This window comes from Pseudodesulfovibrio nedwellii, assembly GCF_027923765.1.
GTDB lineage: Bacteria > Desulfobacterota > Desulfovibrionia > Desulfovibrionales > Desulfovibrionaceae > Pseudodesulfovibrio > Pseudodesulfovibrio nedwellii.
This window is the reverse complement of the sequence record NZ_AP026709.1, coordinates 1,475,509-1,495,632: the sequence shown is the minus strand read 5'-3', so window position 1 is coordinate 1,495,632 and position 20,124 is coordinate 1,475,509. Positions and strand designations below refer to the sequence as shown.

General features: G+C 48.3%; 12 protein-coding genes. 8 read left to right on the top strand and 4 right to left on the bottom strand.

The window, feature by feature from the left end; translation table 11 throughout:
- Positions 1-120: 120 nt before the first annotated feature.
- The 4 genes from SYK_RS07105 to SYK_RS07090 all read left to right on the top strand — a co-directional run bounded on the left by SYK_RS07105 (position 121) and on the right by SYK_RS07090 (position 5,624).
- Positions 121-1,602 carry an aryl-sulfate sulfotransferase gene (locus tag SYK_RS07105; protein ID WP_281762896.1) on the top strand — a complete coding sequence of 494 codons (1,482 nt, stop codon included), beginning with the start codon at positions 121-123 and terminating at the stop codon, positions 1,600-1,602.
- A 265-nt stretch (positions 1,603-1,867) separates the two neighbouring features.
- Positions 1,868-3,307: an aryl-sulfate sulfotransferase gene (locus SYK_RS07100; protein WP_281762895.1), complete on the top strand. Its 1,440-nt coding sequence runs from the start codon at positions 1,868-1,870 to the stop codon at positions 3,305-3,307.
- Positions 3,308-3,386: 79 nt separating this feature from the next.
- Positions 3,387-3,716, top strand: a complete 330-nt coding sequence (locus SYK_RS07095) for a ComEA family DNA-binding protein (RefSeq protein WP_281762894.1) — start codon at positions 3,387-3,389, stop codon at positions 3,714-3,716.
- A gap of 384 nt (positions 3,717-4,100) precedes the next feature.
- A complete protein-coding gene (locus tag SYK_RS07090; protein WP_281762893.1) occupies positions 4,101-5,624 on the top strand; it encodes an aryl-sulfate sulfotransferase in 1,524 nt (507 codons plus the stop codon).
- Positions 5,625-5,714: 90 nt separating this feature from the next.
- Here SYK_RS07090 and SYK_RS07085 read toward each other — a convergent pair whose 3' ends face one another.
- The 3 genes from SYK_RS07085 to SYK_RS07075 form a co-directional block, all read right to left on the bottom strand.
- The gene (locus SYK_RS07085) at positions 5,715-7,067 is read right to left on the bottom strand and encodes a sigma-54-dependent transcriptional regulator (RefSeq protein WP_281762892.1); all 1,353 of its coding nucleotides are present in this window, start codon (positions 7,065-7,067) and stop codon (positions 5,715-5,717) included.
- Complete coding sequence (locus SYK_RS07080) at positions 7,067-9,004, bottom strand: ATP-binding protein (protein ID WP_281762891.1); 1,938 nt, start codon at positions 9,002-9,004, stop codon at positions 7,067-7,069. Before SYK_RS07080 ends, SYK_RS07085 begins: the two co-directional genes overlap by 1 nt.
- Before the next feature lie 103 nt (positions 9,005-9,107).
- Positions 9,108-11,615 carry a sigma 54-interacting transcriptional regulator gene (locus SYK_RS07075; RefSeq protein ID WP_281762890.1) on the bottom strand — a complete coding sequence of 836 codons (2,508 nt, stop codon included), beginning with the start codon at positions 11,613-11,615 and terminating at the stop codon, positions 9,108-9,110.
- A gap of 230 nt (positions 11,616-11,845) precedes the next feature.
- On the opposite strand from SYK_RS07075, the gene SYK_RS07070 reads away from it, so the two are divergent.
- Entirely contained in the window at positions 11,846-13,525 is a 1,680-nt protein-coding gene (locus SYK_RS07070; RefSeq protein WP_281762889.1) for a sensor histidine kinase, read from the top strand.
- Positions 13,526-13,530: 5 nt separating this feature from the next.
- Here the strand turns inward: SYK_RS07070 and SYK_RS07065 are convergent, their stop codons facing one another.
- The gene (locus tag SYK_RS07065) at positions 13,531-16,551 is read right to left on the bottom strand and encodes a hypothetical protein (RefSeq protein ID WP_281762888.1); all 3,021 of its coding nucleotides are present in this window, start codon (positions 16,549-16,551) and stop codon (positions 13,531-13,533) included.
- A 321-nt stretch (positions 16,552-16,872) separates the two neighbouring features.
- Between SYK_RS07065 and SYK_RS07060 the strand changes: the two genes are divergently transcribed.
- From SYK_RS07060 to SYK_RS07050, 3 genes are read left to right on the top strand one after another with little or no spacing between them, the layout of a single operon-like run.
- Entirely contained in the window at positions 16,873-17,310 is a 438-nt protein-coding gene (locus SYK_RS07060) for a sigma-54-dependent transcriptional regulator (RefSeq protein ID WP_281762887.1), read from the top strand.
- A 19-nt stretch (positions 17,311-17,329) separates the two neighbouring features.
- The gene (locus SYK_RS07055) at positions 17,330-18,229 is read left to right on the top strand and encodes a response regulator (protein WP_281762886.1); all 900 of its coding nucleotides are present in this window, start codon (positions 17,330-17,332) and stop codon (positions 18,227-18,229) included.
- 33 nt (positions 18,230-18,262) lie between these two features.
- A complete protein-coding gene (locus tag SYK_RS07050; RefSeq protein WP_281762885.1) occupies positions 18,263-20,113 on the top strand; it encodes an SLC13 family permease in 1,851 nt (616 codons plus the stop codon).
- The last annotated feature ends 11 nt before the right edge of the window (positions 20,114-20,124 follow it).

The window sequence follows — 20,124 nt, the reverse complement described above, 5'->3', positions numbered from 1 at the left end:
ATGAATGAATTTTAAATTGAGTTTAAGTGTCTGAATATATTGAGTAATAAAAAATAGAATAATGGCACGGAAGTTGGATTGTAGGTGTATCTACTGTAACAATCATTTTGAGGAGGACGAATGCGCAAGCAATCCAATTTTTACACATTTGCACTGGCCGCGCTGTTAGCAGTTGTGTTGGCTGTTCCGGCACAGGCTTATGAGGCATTGACCGGGCCCACCGGTGTTTTGAAGTATGAAGAAGGCAAGGCTCTTGAAGGGTATACACTATTTGATCCTGGCATGGGAACGTCTACTTATCTGATAGATATGGAAGGCAATATTGTTCATACGTGGAAGCACAAGTTTAAAGCCGGAGCCCACTCCCAGTTGCTTCCCAATGGGCATCTGCTTCGAGCTAGCCATCTGGATAAGCCTGCCACTGTCGGTTTCGGCGGAGAGGGTGGGCTTTTGGAAGAGTTTGATTGGGATGGCAAACTCGTATGGAAGTATAAGAATTTTAGCGATACGTCTCTTCAGCATCATTCTTTTCGCAGACTTCCTAACGGCAATACTCTTGTGTTGTGCTGGGAAAGAAAAACGAATGAAGAAGCCATTGCAAAAGGCCGTGATCCCAAGGCTATGCCCAAGGGCGGTTTGAAGCTGTGGGGGATGCAATTCAAGTACACTTGGGCTGATTATGTCCAAGAGGTTGATCAGAATGGCAAGGTTGTTTGGGAATGGCATATTTGGGACCATATTGGAACCGGACCGGATAAGATTGATATCAACTGGTATCTCAGGGGTGATCGTAACATCGTCGAATTAATGGACGTTGTTGATTGGACGCATTGCAACTCCGTTGATGTATCTCCAGACGGTAAAAAAATTGTCCTGAATTCTCGTAACTTTGGTGAATTTTACGTAATTGATCGTAAGACTGGAAAAATCGAATACCGATGGGGTAATCCGAGTACACATGATGCCGGAAAGGCCCCTGCCTTTATCGATAACGGTGATCAACAACTGTTTGGTAATCACCATGTTACTTGGTTGCAAAATGGTCATTTTTTGATTTTTGACAATGGTTGGTATCGTCCTGAAGGAAACCGTTCCCGCGCAGTGGAAATGGATCCCAAAACCGGCAAAGTTGTTTGGGAGTATACAAGTAAGCTGACTAACAGTTTTTATTCCATGTACCAAGGTGGCGCACAACGCTTGGAAAATGGTAATACTTTTATCACTTCAACCGGTCAGGGACATCTGATCGAAGTAACTGGCGGCAAGAATCCCAAGGTTGTTTGGGAATTTGTGAATCCCATATTCGGTGAAGAAGCGCATTGTATGTTTGATGAAAGCAAAAAATATACGGCCAAGAAAGGGATGACCCCGTATGATATCGCAAACAACTACATTCATCGCGCTTATCGTTACAGCAAGGATTATCCTGCCTTCAAGGGTAAGGATATGACTCCGCAGGGATATATTTGTGGCGATGACTGTCCGCGTTTTTACAAAGACTATAAGCGTGGTGCAATCCTTGACGGTGGAACAAGCGAAGGATTCGCTAATGAAAATGATGATACCGAAGAAGAGGATGGCCCTGCCATGCATGCATACTAGGTCTATCTGATTACAAAGAATAACAGGCCCCCTGCACCCTTTGTGTGCAGGGGGCCTTTCTTTTGAATCTCCGGGTGTGCGTCAGTCCGTACACTGTTCGGGCGAGTGTGCATGAGGACGCACTCAAAAGATGTTGCTTTGTTCTCTATCTCATTAAAATACTATGAAAATTCTTTTCGGCACGATCTGTGCTTTATGTGAAGTGAAATTGCATAATCTTATCCGTGGCAGTCAATGTCGTGGAAGTGAACTTTAAGGAGAGGACATGAAAAGACGTCAGTTTTTGACCGGGTGCGCAGCTCTTGCCGCCACCGCGTTGGTCAATCCCATGGAGGCCATGAGCTTTCCCACCGTATTTCCTCATGGCACGACCATTTATAAGCCTTCGAAGTGCTGGAATGGCTTTACCGTGTTCGGTACCGAAGTTGAAGCTGAAGGCACCGTGCTTATCGACATGAACGGTAACGTGGTCAAACAGTGGACGGATATTTGTCAGGCAGAGCATCCTCCCAAGTTGTTGAAGGGTGGCTATCTGGCTGGTGCCAAGCGTCCTTCGCCTGAGAAAAAGGGTCGGACTTGGGGCGACGAATCTTCGACTGACCTCGTGGTTGTGGATTGGAATGAAAAGGTCGTTCGCAAGATTCCCCGTGCTGGTATGCACCATGATTACCAGTTCGAAGGCAATCCGGTCGGCTACCACGCTCCCGGCATGCCTGTGGACAACCGTAAGGGCAAGATGTTGATTTTGTCCCACAAGTTCGTACACAATGATAAGATTACGAAAAAAGAATTGTACGACGATTATATCGTGGAAGTGGATAAGAACGGCAAGATCATTTGGGAATGGCTCGCTTCCGACCATTTTGACGAAATGAATTTCCCCCCGGAATTCAAGAAGACTCTGCGCAAGTACCCCACTTTCTCCATGACCCGTACTCCGGGCAAGAAGGGTGGCGACTGGATTCATGTCAACGCGGCTTCCTATCTCGGCCCCAACAAGTGGTACGATGAAGATCCGAAGACGTATTCCATGTTCAACCCGGATAATATCATTATTTCCAACCGGCAGACCAACACGTCCTGCATCATCGACAAGAAGACGGGCAAGCTCGTTTGGCAGATTGGTCCCTATTATTACAAGGATTCCGTCTGGGAATTCAACGGCAAGAAGTACAAGAAGGCCTACAAGAAGCTCGGCCAGATCATTGGTCAGCACCACACCCACATGATTCCCAAGGGATTGCCGGGTGAAGGTAACATCATGGTTTACGACAATGGCGGTTATGCTGGTTACGGCCCGCGCAACCCCGGTGCCCCTTATGGCTGGTCAAATGCTCGTCGTGACTATTCCCGCGTTATCGAGTTCGATCCTCGTACTCTGAAAATCGTGTGGGAACATTCCGCCAAGCAGATGGGTATGCGTAACAAGTATCAGTTCTATTCCGATTACGTGTCCTCTGCACAGCGTTTGCCCAATGGCAACACGATGATTACTAACGGCGCAGTCGGTCAGTTCCAAGAAGTGACCCCGGATCACGAAATTGTTTGGGAATATATCAGCCCGTATTACACCAAGAAGGGTAATTACAATCTGGTTTATCGTGCCATGCGTGTACCGTATGACTATGTTCCCCAGTTGAAGCAGCCCAAGGAGAAGGCCGTCACTCCGCCGGAAAATACCACATTCCGTATCAAGGCTGATTAATAACAGAACTTCTCTCTGGACAGGGTGATGCCCCCTCCGCGTCGCCCTGTCCGCTTTATAAAAAGTATAAGGAAATAGTATGAACAAACTTATCATAACCATCTGTCTGGCTGCACTGTGCATGTTGTTTGCCACAGCGGCCTTTGCTCAGGATGATATTGTCAGCTTCAATAAGGCCAGCGTGGAAGAGCTTATGTCCATCGAAGACGTAGATGTCTCTGAGGACATTGCCAAGGCCATTGTTGAATACCGTACCGTCAACGGACCGTTCAAAAAGGCTGACGACATGGTTAAGGTTCCCGGTATGACACAGGATTTTCTGGAAGAATTGAATCCGCAGGTTACTGATGACGGTGATGTCGTTTTTGACCCGGATGCAGAGCCTGCACTGGCTCCGTCCAAGTGTTAGAAGGTTTCTCCTGTTAGCCAGGAAAAGGCAAAGGGCCTCAAGCGAATGCTTGAGGCCCTTTTTGTTTTTGTCGGTCAGAATGAGAGAGCATTCGGTTGTTCTGTCCGAGACCACGCACAAGTGTTCGGTCAGCCGGACAACCGGCTGTGACGAAAATAACACCATGTTGTTTTGGGTGGAAATCTGATCGATTGATAACAAGTTTGAGAGGTCCTATCCGTTTGTAATTTAAGACTTTTATTTGAATGTGAATTTTGTATCATCTTGTCGTTCCATGAAATCATGATTGGAACACTCCTTGAAATGTAAGCCGGAAGAAGAGGAGAGCGATCCATTTGGATTGCTTTAATAATCGGATGACTCATAGCAGAATGGAGTGATTGAATGAAAAGGTTAACACGACAGGCCTTGCTGGCTTTTGCGATGGTTCTCGTCGCTACAGCAGCCTATGCTACCACCTCGGTGTTTCCGACTGGTACTGTAAAGTATTCCCCGGACAAGACGTTTAATGGCTACACGCTGATTGCAGGTGGTAAAGCCCGCCTTGTGGATATGAATGGCAATCTCGTCAATGAATGGGAAGGCGTGAACGGTTTCCCCGCAAAGATGCTGCCCGGCGGCCAGCTCCTTTCCACCGGCGAGCGTTGGAAGGGGTACATTGATGATGCCATAACCGTGAAGCAGCTCGACTGGAATGGCAAGACCGTTTGGGAATTCGGTAAGTACGCCAAGGTTGTCAAAGACCCCAAGAATCCAGCTGCAGGCGATATGTGGATTTCCACACAGCATCATGACCTGCAACATGCAGGTAACCCAGTTTATTATGTGCCGGGCCATAGCTACAAGATGAAGGGCAAGACCCTGATTCTGGGGCATAAGTGGCACGTGAACAAGGATGTCAGCGACCATGTGCTGATGGACGACACCGTGTACGAAGTGGATGCAAACGGTAAGGTCATTTGGGAATGGGTCGCTTCTGAGCATTTCAAGGAATATGGCTTCGATAAGGATGCCATCAAGGCCATCAAAGGCTGGAGCCCCAAGGCCGGTGCCGAAAAGAACGGCTTTGACTGGTGGCATCAGAACTGTGCATCCTACCTCGGGCCCAACAGATGGTACGATGCAGGCGACAAGCGTTTTCATCCTGACAACATCATTTTTGACTCTCGTGAAGCCAATATTCTGTGTATTATCAGCCACGAGACCGGCAAGGTCGTCTGGCGTCTCGGCCCGGATTATACTCAGGTCGCAGAAGCAAAGATTGGTCAGATTCTTGGACCCCACCATACACATATGATTCCCAATGGCTTGCCCGGTGGAAGCAACGTGATGGTCTATGACAACGGTGGTCAGGCTGGCTACGGTGCACCAAATTCTATGTCCCCCAATGGACTGGCAACAATCCATCGTTTCTACTCACGCGTATTGGAAATTGATCCTGTGACCAAGGAAGTTGTGTGGGAATATTCCATCAAGTCCCGCAAGAAGCCCTGGAAGCTCTTTGGCTATGAAGAGTTCAGCCCCTTTATTAGTTCCGCACAGCGTTTGCCCAACGGCAATACTTTGATTTGCGAAGGTTCCAATGGCCGCTTCATTGAAGTGACCCATGAAGGCGAGGTTGTCTGGGAATATATTTCTCCTTATCCCGGCAATATCCCCGGCACCAATTACGTGTACCGCGCCTATCGTGTCCCCTACGAGTGGGCACCGCAGGGTAAACACGCTGAAGAAGTTGCTGTTGTGCCTCCGGCAAACAACAGTTTTCAGATCCCCAACGTCAAGGGACAGAAGCCCAGAGTCGGTGAAATGACCGGCGGCGGCCTTCTTTCCAATGTTTCCATGACTGACGAGGGTGAAGAGGTCGAAGTTGATACCGACGATGGTCCTAACACCATGCCGGTTTACTAAAGAGTTTAACCTCCTCAATAGATATGGGGCGTCCAACACATCGGGTGTTGGGCGCCCCTTTTTTGGCTGTTGTTGTGTTGATTTTAATTGTCAGTCTATGCGGTAAGCATCAATTTTTTCATACAGGGTCGTTCTGCCGATGCCCAAAATTTGCGCTGCTTTTGACCTGTTGCCATTGGTCGCTTTCAAGGCCGTGCGAATAGCGGTTGCTTCAGCTTTCGAGACTGCGGTCTTGAGTGGGAGAGGGGCATTATGAGTTTGCATTGTAGCAAAGGACTGTGGGCAGGTGTTGAGGCTGTTTAGGGCAATGGTTTCACCATTTGCGAGAAGGACGGCGCGTTCAATGACATTTTCCAGTTCTCGGATATTTCCCGGCCATGGAGAATCGAGAATGACCTGCATGGCACTGGGGTCAATGGCTGTCACGGCTTTGTTATAGCGCTTGTTGAATTTGCGCACAAAGAAATCGACGAACAGGACGATGTCATCCTGACGTTCACGCAGTGGCGGCAGACGAACGGGAATGACTGCAAGGCGGTAATAGAGGTCCTTGCGGAATTCGCCGGTCTCCACCCCTGATTCAAGGTCGCGACTGGTGGCAGCGAGAAATCGGACATCAATGATGCTTGATGTGTTGCTGCCCACAGGCTTGATTTCTTTTTCCTGAATGGCTCGCAGAAGTTTAACCTGTGTTGAAGGCGACAAATCGCCGATTTCGTCCAGAAAGATAGTGCCGCCCTGTGCTTCTTCGAGTAGGCCGCGTTTGGTTCGTGTTGCTCCGGTAAATGCTCCCTTAACGTGACCAAAAAGCTCACTTTCCAGCAGGGTCTCAGTGAGTGCTCCACAATCTATGGTAAAAAATGATTTATCCGCTCGTGAGCTGATCGTATGAATGCGTTTGGCGAACAGGGATTTACCGGTGCCGGTCTCTCCTTGAATTAGAATAGGGGCATCCGATTCAGACACTTTATCCATGGTTGTCATCATTTGTTGAATCATGGCATTGTTGCCGATAACCATGGAATCACTTTCTTTATTGTCGTCACGAGCCTGAATGGATTCGAGTTTGCGATTGAGTTGCCCATGCTCGATGGCCCGGTGGACGAGGAGCAACAACTCCTGCGGGGTGAATGGTTTGGTGATATAATGATAGGCACCGAGTTTGATGGATTCCACAGCGGTTTCGATGCTCCCGACGCCGGTCATCATGATTATCGGTAAGAGGGTGTCAATGGAACGGACCCGTTTGAGTAGTTCCATGCCGTCGATGGGTTCCATGGCAAGGTCGCTGATGACGAGGTCATATATGGTTTCTGACAAGGCTTCCAGAGCTTCTGCGCCAGAAGTAGCCGTGTGGACAGTGTACCCCTGTCGTTTTAAGGCGCGTGAAACCGTTGATAGCAAGTCCAGTTCGTCATCGACCAGTAATATTTTGTCGGTCATTATACGCTCTCTTCATCTTCGTGCAGGGGAAATTCCAAAATCATTCGCGTTCCTTTATCTGGCTCGGACTCAGCAAAAATGATGCCTCCATGACGTTCCACAATGCGTCGTGTGATAAATAATCCCAGTCCAAATCCGTTTTCTCTGGATGTGAAGAATGGATCAAAAATATGAGGGAGATCTTTTCGCACAATGCCTTTCCCTTTGTCCTCGATGACAAGCCGAATGCTTTCGTGGGACCTGTCGCCGAAAATGGAGATGCTTCTCTTGCCCTGCATACTGCTCAAGGCATTGAGCAGAAGGTTGACCAGAACTTGCTGGATGGCTCTGGAGTCTCCGCGCATGCTCAGTGGTTCGTTTTGAATATCCAGTGTGAGCGTAGTCTTTTTGATTTTGGGCCCTAGCAGAGCGATACAGTCCTTGACCGCTTCGTCCAGATGGAGGATGTCGTTTGCCATTGGTTTAGGCGATGCCAGATCCAGCAGATGAGTGATCGTGTCCGCAGCCCGTGCCGCATTGCGGGAGATGGCAGTAAGTCCTTCTCTGGCTTCGGTGCTCATTTCTTCCGCATAGAGCATATCTTCTGCGTTGAATTGGATGATGCCCAGCGGGTTGTTGATTTCATGAGCTACTCCTGCGGCCATTTTCCCTATGATGCCGAGTCGTTCTGACTGGATGAGCTCTTCTTCCATACGATTTCTGTCCGTGACGTTACGTGCGAACAGGCAGGCCAGCAGTCCCGGTTGAATGGGGCCTTGCAGAATACGTCCTGCGATTTCAACTTCCATGTCCTGCCTTGTCTTTTCGTCCATCCTGAATTCGAATTTATCGCATCCGTCGTTGAACACCTTGTCCAGAAAGGGGGCGACTTCTTCTTTGTCTTCCGGTGCGATCAGGTTCTGCAGGTTTAACCCTTTAAACGGTGTCTTCAAGCGGAGATTGGTGCATGCTCGTTCATTGGCGTGGAGGATTTCGCCGTCCTCAGTCACCAAAAAAATCATATCGGGTGATGACTCGATGAGATCTCGATATCGTTGTTCAGTCTGGCGCAAGTCTCGCGCCACTTGAGCTACCCGTCGCTTCAGGGAAAGATTCCACACACCGAACATTACGAACAGGGTGGCTATACCCAGCGCTGTGAGGGCGATCTGTTTGGAGTATTTTGAGAGGGAGAACTCATGTGGTTGGTCGAACCATTTGTCTCGGATGCTTGCAAGTGTGCCTTGTCGTTCCAATGTTTTGATGGCGGTTTTGAGGCGACTGATGAGTTCCGTGTCATCGGGATTGACGATGAATCCTAATGGGGCTTCACCGATAAAGTCACCGTCCTTGAGGACAGCGTCAAAGCCGTTGGCAACGATTAGATAATCTGCCACTCGTTCGGACGGGGCTATATAAATGTCGGCAATTCCCTGGTTGAGGAGATTCAGGGCTTCAAGAGCTGAAGGCGCTTCGATGATGTTGGGAACCATCGAAATATCCATGACATAAGGGGCGCCTTTGACCGTGACAACGCGTTTATTCCGAAGAGTTTCAGGGCTATGCAGATCAATACAGGGGGCGCATGCCTCATGGATATACAAGTGGTGTTGTAGGCTGACTCCCACGGGGATAAAGGTTAGCCCATGTGTTTTCGCATAGGAAGCGGAATCATGAGCAATGAGCGCTATGTCGCCTTTTTTGAGAATTCCTATTTGTCTATCGATGGCGCTTACTGCAATGAATTCAATATCTTGTTTGAGCTCTTTTCCTACAGCCAGACTCTCGTCGATCGTGTATCCTTGTAAGTATTTATTGCCGTTTTGGACTGCATAATACGAAAATGGTGGTGAAAAAGGGAAAATACTTATGCGTAAGGACTCCGCCGCAAGGGCTGGAGATGTTGCGAGGACAATAAAGAGCAATAAATGAATACGGAGCAGGAAGGTTACTTTCATGGTGCATGAATACCTTAGAGTGCCGTCATTTGTCACCAACGAAGCCCGTCATTCCCCTTATGAATTGTTGTTGCCACAGCGTAAAATTGGGACGCTGAAATCGTTATTTGACGACTTCATATCTTGTAGAAGGACCTTTCCCTTGTTTGATAAGGAGCCCTCGTTTGACGAAGTCCTGTAGGTCGTAAATTGCCGTTCGTGTGGGCAGTGTGCCGCTCACCAGTTCCTGGTATTCCTTGCGCGTCACTGATTTCTTTTTTTGTATATGCGGCCACGCTTCTTTTTGGCGAGCGTTCAGCGGGGAAGCCATTGCCGGGGGTGGCGTTGGCTCAACTCGATTCACCGAGGGATCACTCTCTTCTTTCGGTGTGATCGGAGGAGTATCGTTTTGCTCTGTTACGGGCTGAGGCGTTTCGTTTTCCAAGCGGATTTCTTCGGCCTGAATGATATCATTCTCTGCCATGACAGCGGCTCTGGTAATGCAGTTGACCAATTCGCGAACATTGCCGGGCCACTGGTAGTTGACGAGCTTCGCAAGTGCCCCTTTGCTCAGGTCAAGGCTTTCTCGTCCGGCGAGTTGTTCCGCCTGGTTGAGATAATAGACTGCGAGCATCGGGATGTTTTCTCGGTGTTCACGAAGAGCCGGGGTTGCGATGGAAACAACTTTGAGTCGGTAATACAGGTCTTCTCTGAATGTTCTTCGTTCGATCAGGTCAGGGATATCCACATTGGTTGCCGCGACGATGCGTACGTTTACGGCACACTCCTTGTCACTACCCAGTGATTTTATTTTGCGTGATGCAATGGCCCTGAGCAGAGATTGTTGCACCTTGGGTGAGGCTGATTGGATTTCGTCCAGAAAGAGAGTGCCGCCATCAGCTTCGATAAATGCGCCGTTACGGTCTTCTTTGGCTTCCGAAAATGCGCCTTTGATATGTCCGAACAAGGCGTCGAGCAAAAGGTTTTCATCTAAGGCACCGCAGTTGATGGAGATAAACGGGTTGTCTGTGCGATTGCTGTGGGAATGAATGGCTTCGGCAACTAGTTGCTTGCCGGTGCCGGTTTCGCCGGAGATGAGGACGTCGACTTCCACCTGGGCGGCTTTCAGGATGTTTACTTTCATATTTGAAATGACCGGGCCAATGCCAATGATTTCCGGGATACGGCTCAATTCGGCTTCTGCAAGGGTTTCTCGTTCCCTTTTTAGCGGGGCGCGTTCCCGTTTGTTCACGTTAAGAATGGCTTCATCCTTGACTTGAATCTCAACCACTTGCTGTTTGACCTTGCGAATAATGACGTTGATTGCTTTTTGAAGTTGGGTGATGTCTGCTCCGCTGTACGGGAGGTTGATCTCTTCCATTTCTTCCAATGAATTCAATGAATCAAGTTTGGTTGCCAAGGCGTGAATTGGGCGTGTGAGGATGCGGCCAAACCAGAAGACGAGGCAGGATATCAAGAGAATTGCTCCGGCTGTGACAAAAAGCATCACATCCAGATTCTTGTAACCTGCAATGATGGGAAGTTGGGTTCTGTCAACGAAGACAACACCGCCGAATGATGTTGGTTTATCTTTACTGTCGCCCCAAAAGCGAACTGGGGCATAACTGAAATAGAATGAATTTACGGCTGAATCACCGATGCGTTCTTCAGCAACCTGAGTAAGACCGTTTTCCCCTTTGTTGATGTCGTTGACAGCTGCCCAATATCGGACATGATTCTCATTAGGGCGAAATGCCGCAGCATGACCGTCTTTCCCCAGTGTGCCGCTGAAGTTTTCTCTGGCAAGATAGGTGGTCAGCTCTTTGTTGGTTTCGTTAAATGCTTCGGATTGAAAGAGCATCCAGCCATCATTGTTGAGGAAGTAGCTGAATCGAAGTTCATCACTCCGTGGAAATGCCCACAATGGTGATTCTTCCGAATTATACCAGGAAAGAATATTGCGAATATCGGTAGCTTTTACGGAGAGGAACAGGATGCCGGGGGGCGAAATTTCATCACCTGGGAAGTATGTGTAAAAACGGAGAATGCGTGTTTTGATGTGTCTGTTCGAGGCCGTGTGACTGGGCATGGGGTAAACCGTTTCGATAATATCTGAAGGCAGCACCTGTCCGACTTTGAGAAAATCAATTTTGTTCAACTCTTCAAAAGGGTTCGGGTATATAGTATCGAATGCGTCGGCGTGAATTTCTTGTATTATGCCATCTTGCTGAATGAGTGCAAACGGTTGGCCGCCTGAGGCCGGAATAAAGGAGAGTTCGAAATACTGGTTGCCACCTGAACGCAGACGTTTTTCCAGCATGGAACGTAGGGCTTTTGGTTCCATTTTGCCTTGCGCAAAGAAAAGAAGGTCGATCCGGCATTGTTCGAGGAGTTCCTCAACTTCATGCGCCATGGCCAGGGTATGCATTTTTACGGATCGTTCAAGGGCAATGTCTATGAAGTCTTCGGAAACGGTATACGAAGCATATCCGGTCACAAGCAGAATGGCGACAATGGGGGGGAGCAAAGCAAGGAGGAGTTTTCCTCGCAATCCCAGCCTACGTATGATGGATGATCCCATCTTGGTCCGGCGTGATTGCGTGGATTGATCGGTCGTGCGAGTCTCGGTCATGACATCCTCCCGTTATGGAAAACAGCAACGTTATGAGGCGAAATTACAATCTCTATTTCTGCGATTATTCTTCTCTTTTGTCGGTGTCAATCATTTTTGGCATAACGGTTGCTTAATTAGGTGTGAGGTTTTTCAATCATGCGATATTACTTTGCGCGATTTGTTAAATATTTGTAATTATTTGAGAATTAACTCGCAGTGTTTTGCGCAAAATCAGGCAGCGAAATTTTATGAATAAGAACGCGATGTTTACCGGAGTTCACAGACTGCTTTTTATCTCCATGATAATTGTTCCGGCTGTTCCGTTGTTTTTGGCAGCTGTCATAGGATTTTATTCATATGTTGAAACCACAAAGAATTTTGCGACCAATGCCATTGAACAAGTGGCAATCGACCATAGAAATATGATTGTGGGTTTTTTGGATGAGCGGCGGGCAGACCTTGAAACAATTCTGGCACTCACCTCGGTCGATGCTTTGTCCGGTGCTGCTGGACAGGCTGAAATCAGCCGAATACTTCATGCTTCGGGGAATGTGTTTCAGGATATGGGTGTTATTGATCCGGAGGGGAGACAAACAGCTTACAGTGGTCCTTATGACTTAGTCGGTAAGTTTTATTCGGACACTGCATGGTATCGTGAGGCCGTTAAACAGGGGTACTATGTCAGCGATGTGTTCCTCGGTTATAGGAATGTTCCACATTTTGTTGTGGCAGTTGCTCGTCGTATTCAGGGACAGGTGTGGGTGTTGCGAGCCTCCATCGATTCGAATCAGTTTGGCCGACTTGTCGAGCAGGTCAGTATCGGAGATTCCGGTGAAGCATATATTTTGAACAGGGATGGTATTTTTCAGACAGACCGCCGGTCTTATGGTGAATTATTGGAACGTGATGCCTTTAGCTACCCAACGCATGATGAATCAGTCATGGCGTTTACTGGCAAAGAGCAGGATGTGGAATATCTGTTTGCCTCTGCGACCATGAATGATGGGAAATGGCGTTTGATTGTTCGTCAAAAGAAGGAAGAAGCGTTTCAGTCTACCATGGCTGCGTCGTATACGGTTCTGTTGATATTGGTGTGCGGTGGTGGTGTTATAATCTTTTTGGCCGTGATCGTTAGTCGTCGGGTTTTGGATACATTACAACGGCAGGCTGAAGAGGTTGATATTTTGGAGAATCAATTGCTTCAAGCAGCCCGTCTGGCTGAACTTGGTGAAATGGCGGCGGGTTTTGCTCATGAAATCAACAATCCCTTGCAGGTCATGAAGACCGATACCGCTTTGTTGGAATTAACTTTGAGTGATTTGGTTGAAAAGGGGACTGATGCTGATTTGTGTGCAGAAGCTCAGGAGGTTGTCGATCAGTTCTCCATTCAGATTGGACGATGCGCCGCAATAACCCGTGAAATTTTGCGTTTCGGTAGACATGATGCGCCGGAATTACAGCCTGTGGTTTTGACAACATATATTCCTGAAGTCGGGGCAATGATTCAGGCCAAGGCAGAGGTTCATGGTATTCGTTTGCAATTTGAAGTTGATGACAAATCTCCAACCATTGCAGCCGATCCCGGACAGTTACAGCAGGTCATGATTAATTTGCTGAACAACGCCATTTATGCAGTGGTGGACAGGCACGGGACGGAAGGTGGTGAAATTTGCGTTTCCGTGAAGAATATTCAGGGGAGCGCTGTTATCCGTGTCGCTGACAATGGCACTGGTATGTCAAAGGATATCCAGAATAAAATATTCCTTCCATTTTATACGACAAAACCTCCGGGGCAAGGCACGGGCATGGGACTTCCAGTCAGTCACACCATTATTGATTCGCTTGGTGGCGAATTGAATGTTGAAAGCGTTCGGGGTGAAGGAACCACGTTTGTTATTACATTGCCAGGTCTGTCGAATCGGCGTTAGTGGTCTTAAATGTCCGGCTGTCTTCTATAATGGGTTGCTAGAGAGTCCAGTTCATGCAGGTAGTCGGGATATCGCAGTAAATAAAAGGCCAATGCCTTGGGGAAATTTCGGCCGACTAAACCATCAACAAACAGACGTGCAATAGTCTTTTCCTGAGAAAGGATTTGTTGGGACGCCATGAACACTTCGAGTTCATCTCGGTTCATGCTTTCCAATGCTTGCCGAAGAGCTTCTCTTGCGCGCGGTTTGTAGGTGCGGATGTAGAGGAGGTCTAGCGCGTTGGCGATAACTTCCGGGACATGGTTTGGCGTTGTGTTCTTGGACAGCTCAATGAAATCATCTGGAGAATTCAATGTCTTGAGCATGTCTCGAGTCGGAAATTCAATTTCCAGTCGTGAAAATATTTCGATGATTTGTTTGATTTTTTCAGAGTAATCCCAATGCCGCATGGCAATGTTTCGTCCTCTGTCCGCAAGCCCTTCGATAACACCGGCTACGCAGTCTGATGCCAGCTTGGATATGACCGCTGCCCAGAGTTGAAGAACCGCAGCAGTATCTGTGTTTCCCGAAGCTATCAAAATAAGACCAACGCCCCAGTTGAAGAGCATGGCTACGGGAATGGATAAAACACTTCTGAAGAAGTTTCCGATGGCGGCTTTTCGAGGTAATCCCCTGATGATATTATGACTGGAAATATATACGCCATTGGTGATGGCCATGATGGAGTATAGCAAGAGCGGGCTGGTCATGGTCGTGATGCCGAAGCTTTGATCAAGGACAACTGTTTTGCAAAGCCAATCCAGCAGCGGCACGGAAAATCCGGTGTAGAGCAGAGAGTCAGATATGCGTTCCCAGTCGATATAATCGTTCCAGGTCAGATATGGCGAGCGTCGCAATCCTCCTCCTCCGAGGATGGACTGGATAACGTTTCGCAAGCCTGTAATGGAAAACCAGATCACGCCGCCAAGATATGCCAGTATCCACCAGTCTTTGGTCAATGAGAATGTCAGGAATGCAGGGATGAAGCCAATGACGATTTTTGCAGCGTTTTTTAGTACGGTGTTGAGTGTCCCCGTTGATGGCCGATGCGGAGATTTTTCATCATCATAAAGACTCAATCCATTTCCTTCCTGATTCATGCCACCCAGAGAAACGACATTGCCGCATCCCGCATCGTCAACATGGTATCCGGCAATGTGCCAACTATGCTTAGTTTTGCACATCAGGCTTCGCAAACCCGGCATATGGCAAAGGGCTTTGGCAATCCCCCCGGAGCGGATGATTTTATTGCGTGGCGGGATGAATTCTATGGATTGGGTTGCGATGCCTGATACCGGGATGCAGTTTGACGTCGTCCTGTTGCGGATTTCCTGCTGTGATCTGAGCGGAAGTGTATCTATTACGGCGAATCCCATGCCATGGGATCGGGTAGAACGACCAGTCGACCCACTGCCGATTTTGGCTCTGAGCGGTGAGCGTTTGTAGTAATCCAGAAGCGCACTGAAGTCGGAAAGAATGGCTAAGAGTCGTTCTGCCTTTTCTTTTGATTTGGTCGAGTTCTCTTCTTGAAGCTGTTCGATACATTGACGAATTGTTCGTTTGAGCGTGACAGCGTTCTGTTCGTTTAATGATCGTTGCAACAGGCTGAAGGGTTTACGATGACGGACAATGAATTCCGTCAGACTTTTGGTATTAAAGACTTCAAAGTGTGAAATTCGACCTTTGCAATCGTACAACAGCTCAATGGCATCGGACAGATCAAGCTCCGAAAGAATCAGCGTTAATTGGCTCGTATAACTGACGCGGCGGAGTCGGGTTGTTAGTTCTGCCGGAGAGAGTTGCAACAATTTTGGGCCGGACCCGTCAGCAGAGGGGGTGTCGGGATCGGAAATTTCTGGATTTTCCTCTGGAACGAGATACCGCGCAATAATAGTGTCTGCGTCGAGGGAATCGAGTGATTCCAGATGCATAGCAATGGAAGCCCGTGTGTCATAGTCCGCATTTGCATATTCCGCCTTTAATTCAATAACACGGTCAGCGAATAAGGGCAGCGCTATTTCATGGATATGATTACCGAGGTGAAAAATGGACGGCTGGCCTGTGCCAATGGTTTTGGCGACATCCTTGTATTCGATGCGGGGAAGGTTAATACCGAATTCTTGGCGGATCGATTTTCTGTGAACGTCGTTGAATGCTTCTGTGGCAGATTGAACATACCATGTCCTGTATGCCTGAACTTCGCGTCCCTGCTGCATTAATTCAAGAACGGATTCACGTTTGAAAAAGCCTTCAATGTCTGCATTGTCCTGCAATCCTTCAGGTCCCCAAACAATCTTGACGAATCGGTCGCCGAATCGAGCCTTGTATTCAATGCCCACTGAGACGGTAATGCCCAGAATCTGGGCTGAAGCGAATAATTCTCTGGCAACAGATGGTTCCATGAAGTCGTAATAAACGACTGTCAGGCGGCGGATACCTTTGATCCATGCGTCCATAATGAGATGGGTCGCTGATTTTCTGCCTTTGCTGTTGGCATCGTGTACACGGTCATCGAAAGTGACCTGATTCCATTCCTCAGGCATTTCGAGCAAATGGTATTTTTTCAACTGTTGACGAATGAAACGGGTTTTACCAATTGCCGCTTTCCTGAATTCATGTGCCAGGGCAAGCTGCTTGTCTTTATCTCTCCTGGCTCGAATCAGTTCCTTGCCTATCTGGAGGAGCACTCTGGCCCTGTTGTTGCGCATACCTCCACCGGCTGCGGACATAGTTTCGTCACGAAGTGCGATAAGAGCTTTAGTCCTGTCTGACGCTTGATCAGATTTTAAGGATTGGAGCAGGTGCATGATCGCATAGGCGATTCTGAGTCCTCGTTCTGCTGCGAGTTCCTTGATGCCGTGCGGCTTAAGATATGGCTCAAGAAGCGTCTTGAAATTGGACCTGTCGACTTCCCTTGTCAAAAGGTCATCAAGAATTTCGAGAAGCTTGTAGTCATTTTTGTCGTAGTGAAAAAGATCTGTAAGCAAGGCATTCTCCGTAATTTCTGTTGGTAATATATGTTTTGTACCGTGCATCATCCATGCCTTGCCATATCGTAAAGTTCGTTTCTGTTCTGAAATTTGGCCTGTTATTTCTGAAGAATAATGAATCCTTCTGTTTCATTCCCGCTTATTTTCTTGCCTTCTTTTCTCTTTATATTGTGTGAATTTAAATCTGGCAATTAGATATTGCAATAGATATTGCCATTTAAAATTCATTTAAATCAGTGTGTTACAAATGGCACACCGGTTGCTAAAGAGAAGCCATTGTTCACGAATTATCAAGCAGGTCAAATAGACGGTGACACCATGGAACAATTGAAAATTTTGCTTGTAGACGATGAAGAACGTCTGCTGAGCACGACAAAAAAACTTTTCGAGAAAATGGGCATTTATGCCCTGACAGCTTCGTCTGGCAAGGATGCTCTGAGTATCCTGGAAGAGCAAGCAGTTGATGTCGTGTTTCTCGATATCAAAATGCCTGGCATGGACGGAATGGAAGCTTTGCAGCGCATCAAGAAGAACTACCCTCTCATGGAAGTCATCATCTTGACTGGACATGCCACGATGGAGACCGCCGTGGAATGTTTAAAGCTCGGTGCGCTGGATTATCTTATCAAGCCTGTCAGTATGAAGGATTTTCTTGGAAAGGCAGAGGAGGCTTTTGAAAAGGTAACGCTTCAAAAACAGAAAATTCATTCTGCCCGCATGGTCGAAGCGACCGGTGGGCAGGGTGGCCTGCGTTAGATAACACTAGGAGGTTGAAATGGTTAAGATCAAGGTCCTCATGGTCGATGATGAGGAACGCTTCCGTACCACGACGGCTAAGATATTGGCCCGTAAAGGGTTTGAAACAATACTTGCAGAAAGTGGTGAAGAGGCTTTGGAAAAAATGAGCCAGGGTCCCGACGTGGTCATTCTGGACGTGAAAATGAGCGGATTGGATGGGCATGCCACTTTGAAAATCATCAAGGAACGGCAGCCGGATACACCGGTTATCATGCTGACCGGTCACGGTGATGTCCCGGGTGCACGGAAAGCCTATGAAACCGGTGCGTTCGACTACCTTGCAAAACCCTGCGACGTGGACTTGTTGAGTGCCAAAATTCAGGACGCTTACGAGTACGCAACCAAAGTCGCTTACATCGAAAAAATGGCCGGGGACATTATGATCCCCCTTGAAAGATATACGAGAATCGACATTGACAGCACTGTCCGTGACGCTATCGCCGCCCTTGAAAATGCTATGCGCGAATTCATGGCCACGGATCGACTCATGGACACAGGCCACCGTTCAGTGGTGGTGACCGGTTCCAATAATACTGTGGTCGGTATTCTCAGCCCGTTGGATCTCATCGATGCGGTAAGGCCCGAGTATCTCTCGGTTCCTAAGCCGTCGATGGCCGACACTCTTCAATATTCTGCCATGTTCTGGCAGGGGCTTTTCACTTCCAGAGTCAAGGAAATCGTGGACAAGCCCGTTCGGACTTTCATGTCCGATTCACTTCCCGTCATCGATGCAGAGGCCAATCTCATGGAAGTTGCCGACACCATGGTGACACTTCCTGCACGGCGCATGCTGGTTCAGGCCAACGGCAAGGATGTCGGTATCGTTCGAGAGCAAGAGCTGTTCTACGAGGTCGCAAAGATCATTTCATCCAGCTGACTTTGATTGAAGTTCAACACACAGAGGTTAAAAATGGCTCAAGAAAAGAAAAAGGCGACCGGTTACGATAAGTTCGTCAATTGGAAGCTATTAATAATTCCGGTGATAATTTTTACTGTCATTATTCTTCTTCCTACTCCCGATGGGATGAAGAACGTTGGAATGCAGTATTCGATTGGTCCTAAGGTCGTGACCCAGTTTATCGCTCAAGAACTTTTTGGTAAAACGAGTTCTGATTGTGAGCAATGGCAGGTGCTGACCGCCCGTATGATGGAACAAAACATGCGCATGGGGGCCTTGTCTAAAGAACGGTTCATGAAGCGCGATGTGAAGTGGGCGAAGAAGTACAAGATTCCTGTTGATTCGATCAACTTCCAACGGTCCATGAAGTATGTCGTGGATTCCGTGCCAGCTGAAGCCTATATGGCGGTTATGCAGAGTGCGTTCAAGATGAGGACGAAGGGGCTCAAGTATGACAACCTTTCGGACAGAGACAAGGTGAACGCGGATAAGGGAGCATGGAAGATCAAGGTCGCGATCGCCCTCGTGGTGTTTGTTGTCTTCTGTTTCATGACCGAGTGCATGCCACTTCCGGGTGTGGCCTTTTGTATCGGATTGATTCTTGTTTTCTCTGGAGTCGTTTCACGAAGCCAGGTGGCCGGTCTGTATTGGTCTGACGCCTGCTGGTTTATCATGGGTTCACTCATGTTCGCGGCGGCCTTTGTCAAAACGGGCGTGGACAAGCGTATGTGCTTGATGATGTTCCGTAAATTGGCAGTGCCAAATGTGCGCTGGATTACATTGATATTCTTTGTCGTAATCAGCCCGCTGGCGGCGTTCATTTCTGACCACGCGCTGGCAGCCATGTTTCTCCCCATTGGTATGCTGCTTTATCAGAACAGCCTGACTGACGAGATCCCGGAGGACAAGGAACTCGCCAAGATGTTGATGATTGCCATCGCTATGGCATGTAATATCGGTGGTCCTGGTGCTCCGTCCGGCGGCGCTCGTAACGTCATTATGATGACATACTTGAGTGACATGTTCGGTATGGATATCGGGTACGCCCAGTGGATCGGCTATTGTATGCCGTTCGTTATTGTCATGATTCCGTGCACGTGGCTCATCACCAACATGATCTTCAAGCCACGCATTACTTCCCTTGCTCCGGCCATGCGCCATCTGGAAGGCGAAATTGACAAGATGGGTAAGTGGAACAAGCATCAGATTTGGGCCATGGTCATTTTTATCATCATGGTTTTCGGATGGTTCACCGAAAAGGCTTTCTTCAATATGGGTATTTACCCCATTCGTCTTGGCATTGGTGTCATCGCGGTTGGCGGTGCTGTGGCTTACTTGCTGGCAGGCGTTGTCAACTGGCGTGATTATCAGGAAAAGGTCGACTGGGGTGTTGTCTGGTTGTACGCGGGCGCGATTATTTTTGGTCGGACCCTCGATAAGACCGGTGCTGCTTACTGGTTGGCTCAGTCCGTCATCGACATGCTGGCTCCGTTGGGCATGAGCGAAGGCATCCCGCTGATGCTCACCTCCAATGGTCTGACAGCCGTCCTGACAAACCTGATGGCCGATGGTCCGGCAGCAGCCGCAGTCGGTCCCATCACCCTTAACTTGGCAAGCATTGTTCATCCCGGCACCACATTCCTGCCGTTCATGGCAATGTCCACAGCTGTGGCGTCATCCTTCGCTTATTGCCTGATTATCGGTACGCCGCCAAACGCCATCGTTTATGCGTCCGGTTATCTGGAACCCAAGGATTATGTGAGGGTTGGTATCCCGATGTGGTTCATTGCGAATATTGTGATTGTGCTTCTGACAGCGGTTTATTGGACCGGTATCGGATTCAATGATCTTCCATCGTTCTGACGATGCTGAAA

What these genes read in the sequence shown, in the direction of transcription:
- SYK_RS07105 (WP_281762896.1), top strand. Translation starts at nt 121, where the DNA reads ATGCGCAAGCAATCCAATTTTTACACATTTGCACTGGCCGCGCTGTTA.
- SYK_RS07050 (WP_281762885.1), top strand. Translation starts at nt 18,263, where the DNA reads ATGGCTCAAGAAAAGAAAAAGGCGACCGGTTACGATAAGTTCGTCAAT.
- SYK_RS07070 (WP_281762889.1), top strand. Translation starts at nt 11,846, where the DNA reads ATGAATAAGAACGCGATGTTTACCGGAGTTCACAGACTGCTTTTTATC.
- SYK_RS07100 (WP_281762895.1), top strand. Translation starts at nt 1,868, where the DNA reads ATGAAAAGACGTCAGTTTTTGACCGGGTGCGCAGCTCTTGCCGCCACC.
- SYK_RS07095 (WP_281762894.1), top strand. Translation starts at nt 3,387, where the DNA reads ATGAACAAACTTATCATAACCATCTGTCTGGCTGCACTGTGCATGTTG.
- SYK_RS07090 (WP_281762893.1), top strand. Translation starts at nt 4,101, where the DNA reads ATGAAAAGGTTAACACGACAGGCCTTGCTGGCTTTTGCGATGGTTCTC.
- SYK_RS07085 (WP_281762892.1), bottom strand. Translation starts at nt 7,067, where the DNA reads ATGACCGACAAAATATTACTGGTCGATGACGAACTGGACTTGCTATCA.
- SYK_RS07060 (WP_281762887.1), top strand. Translation starts at nt 16,873, where the DNA reads ATGGAACAATTGAAAATTTTGCTTGTAGACGATGAAGAACGTCTGCTG.
- SYK_RS07080 (WP_281762891.1), bottom strand. Translation starts at nt 9,004, where the DNA reads ATGAAAGTAACCTTCCTGCTCCGTATTCATTTATTGCTCTTTATTGTC.
- SYK_RS07055 (WP_281762886.1), top strand. Translation starts at nt 17,330, where the DNA reads ATGGTTAAGATCAAGGTCCTCATGGTCGATGATGAGGAACGCTTCCGT.
- SYK_RS07075 (WP_281762890.1), bottom strand. Translation starts at nt 11,615, where the DNA reads ATGACCGAGACTCGCACGACCGATCAATCCACGCAATCACGCCGGACC.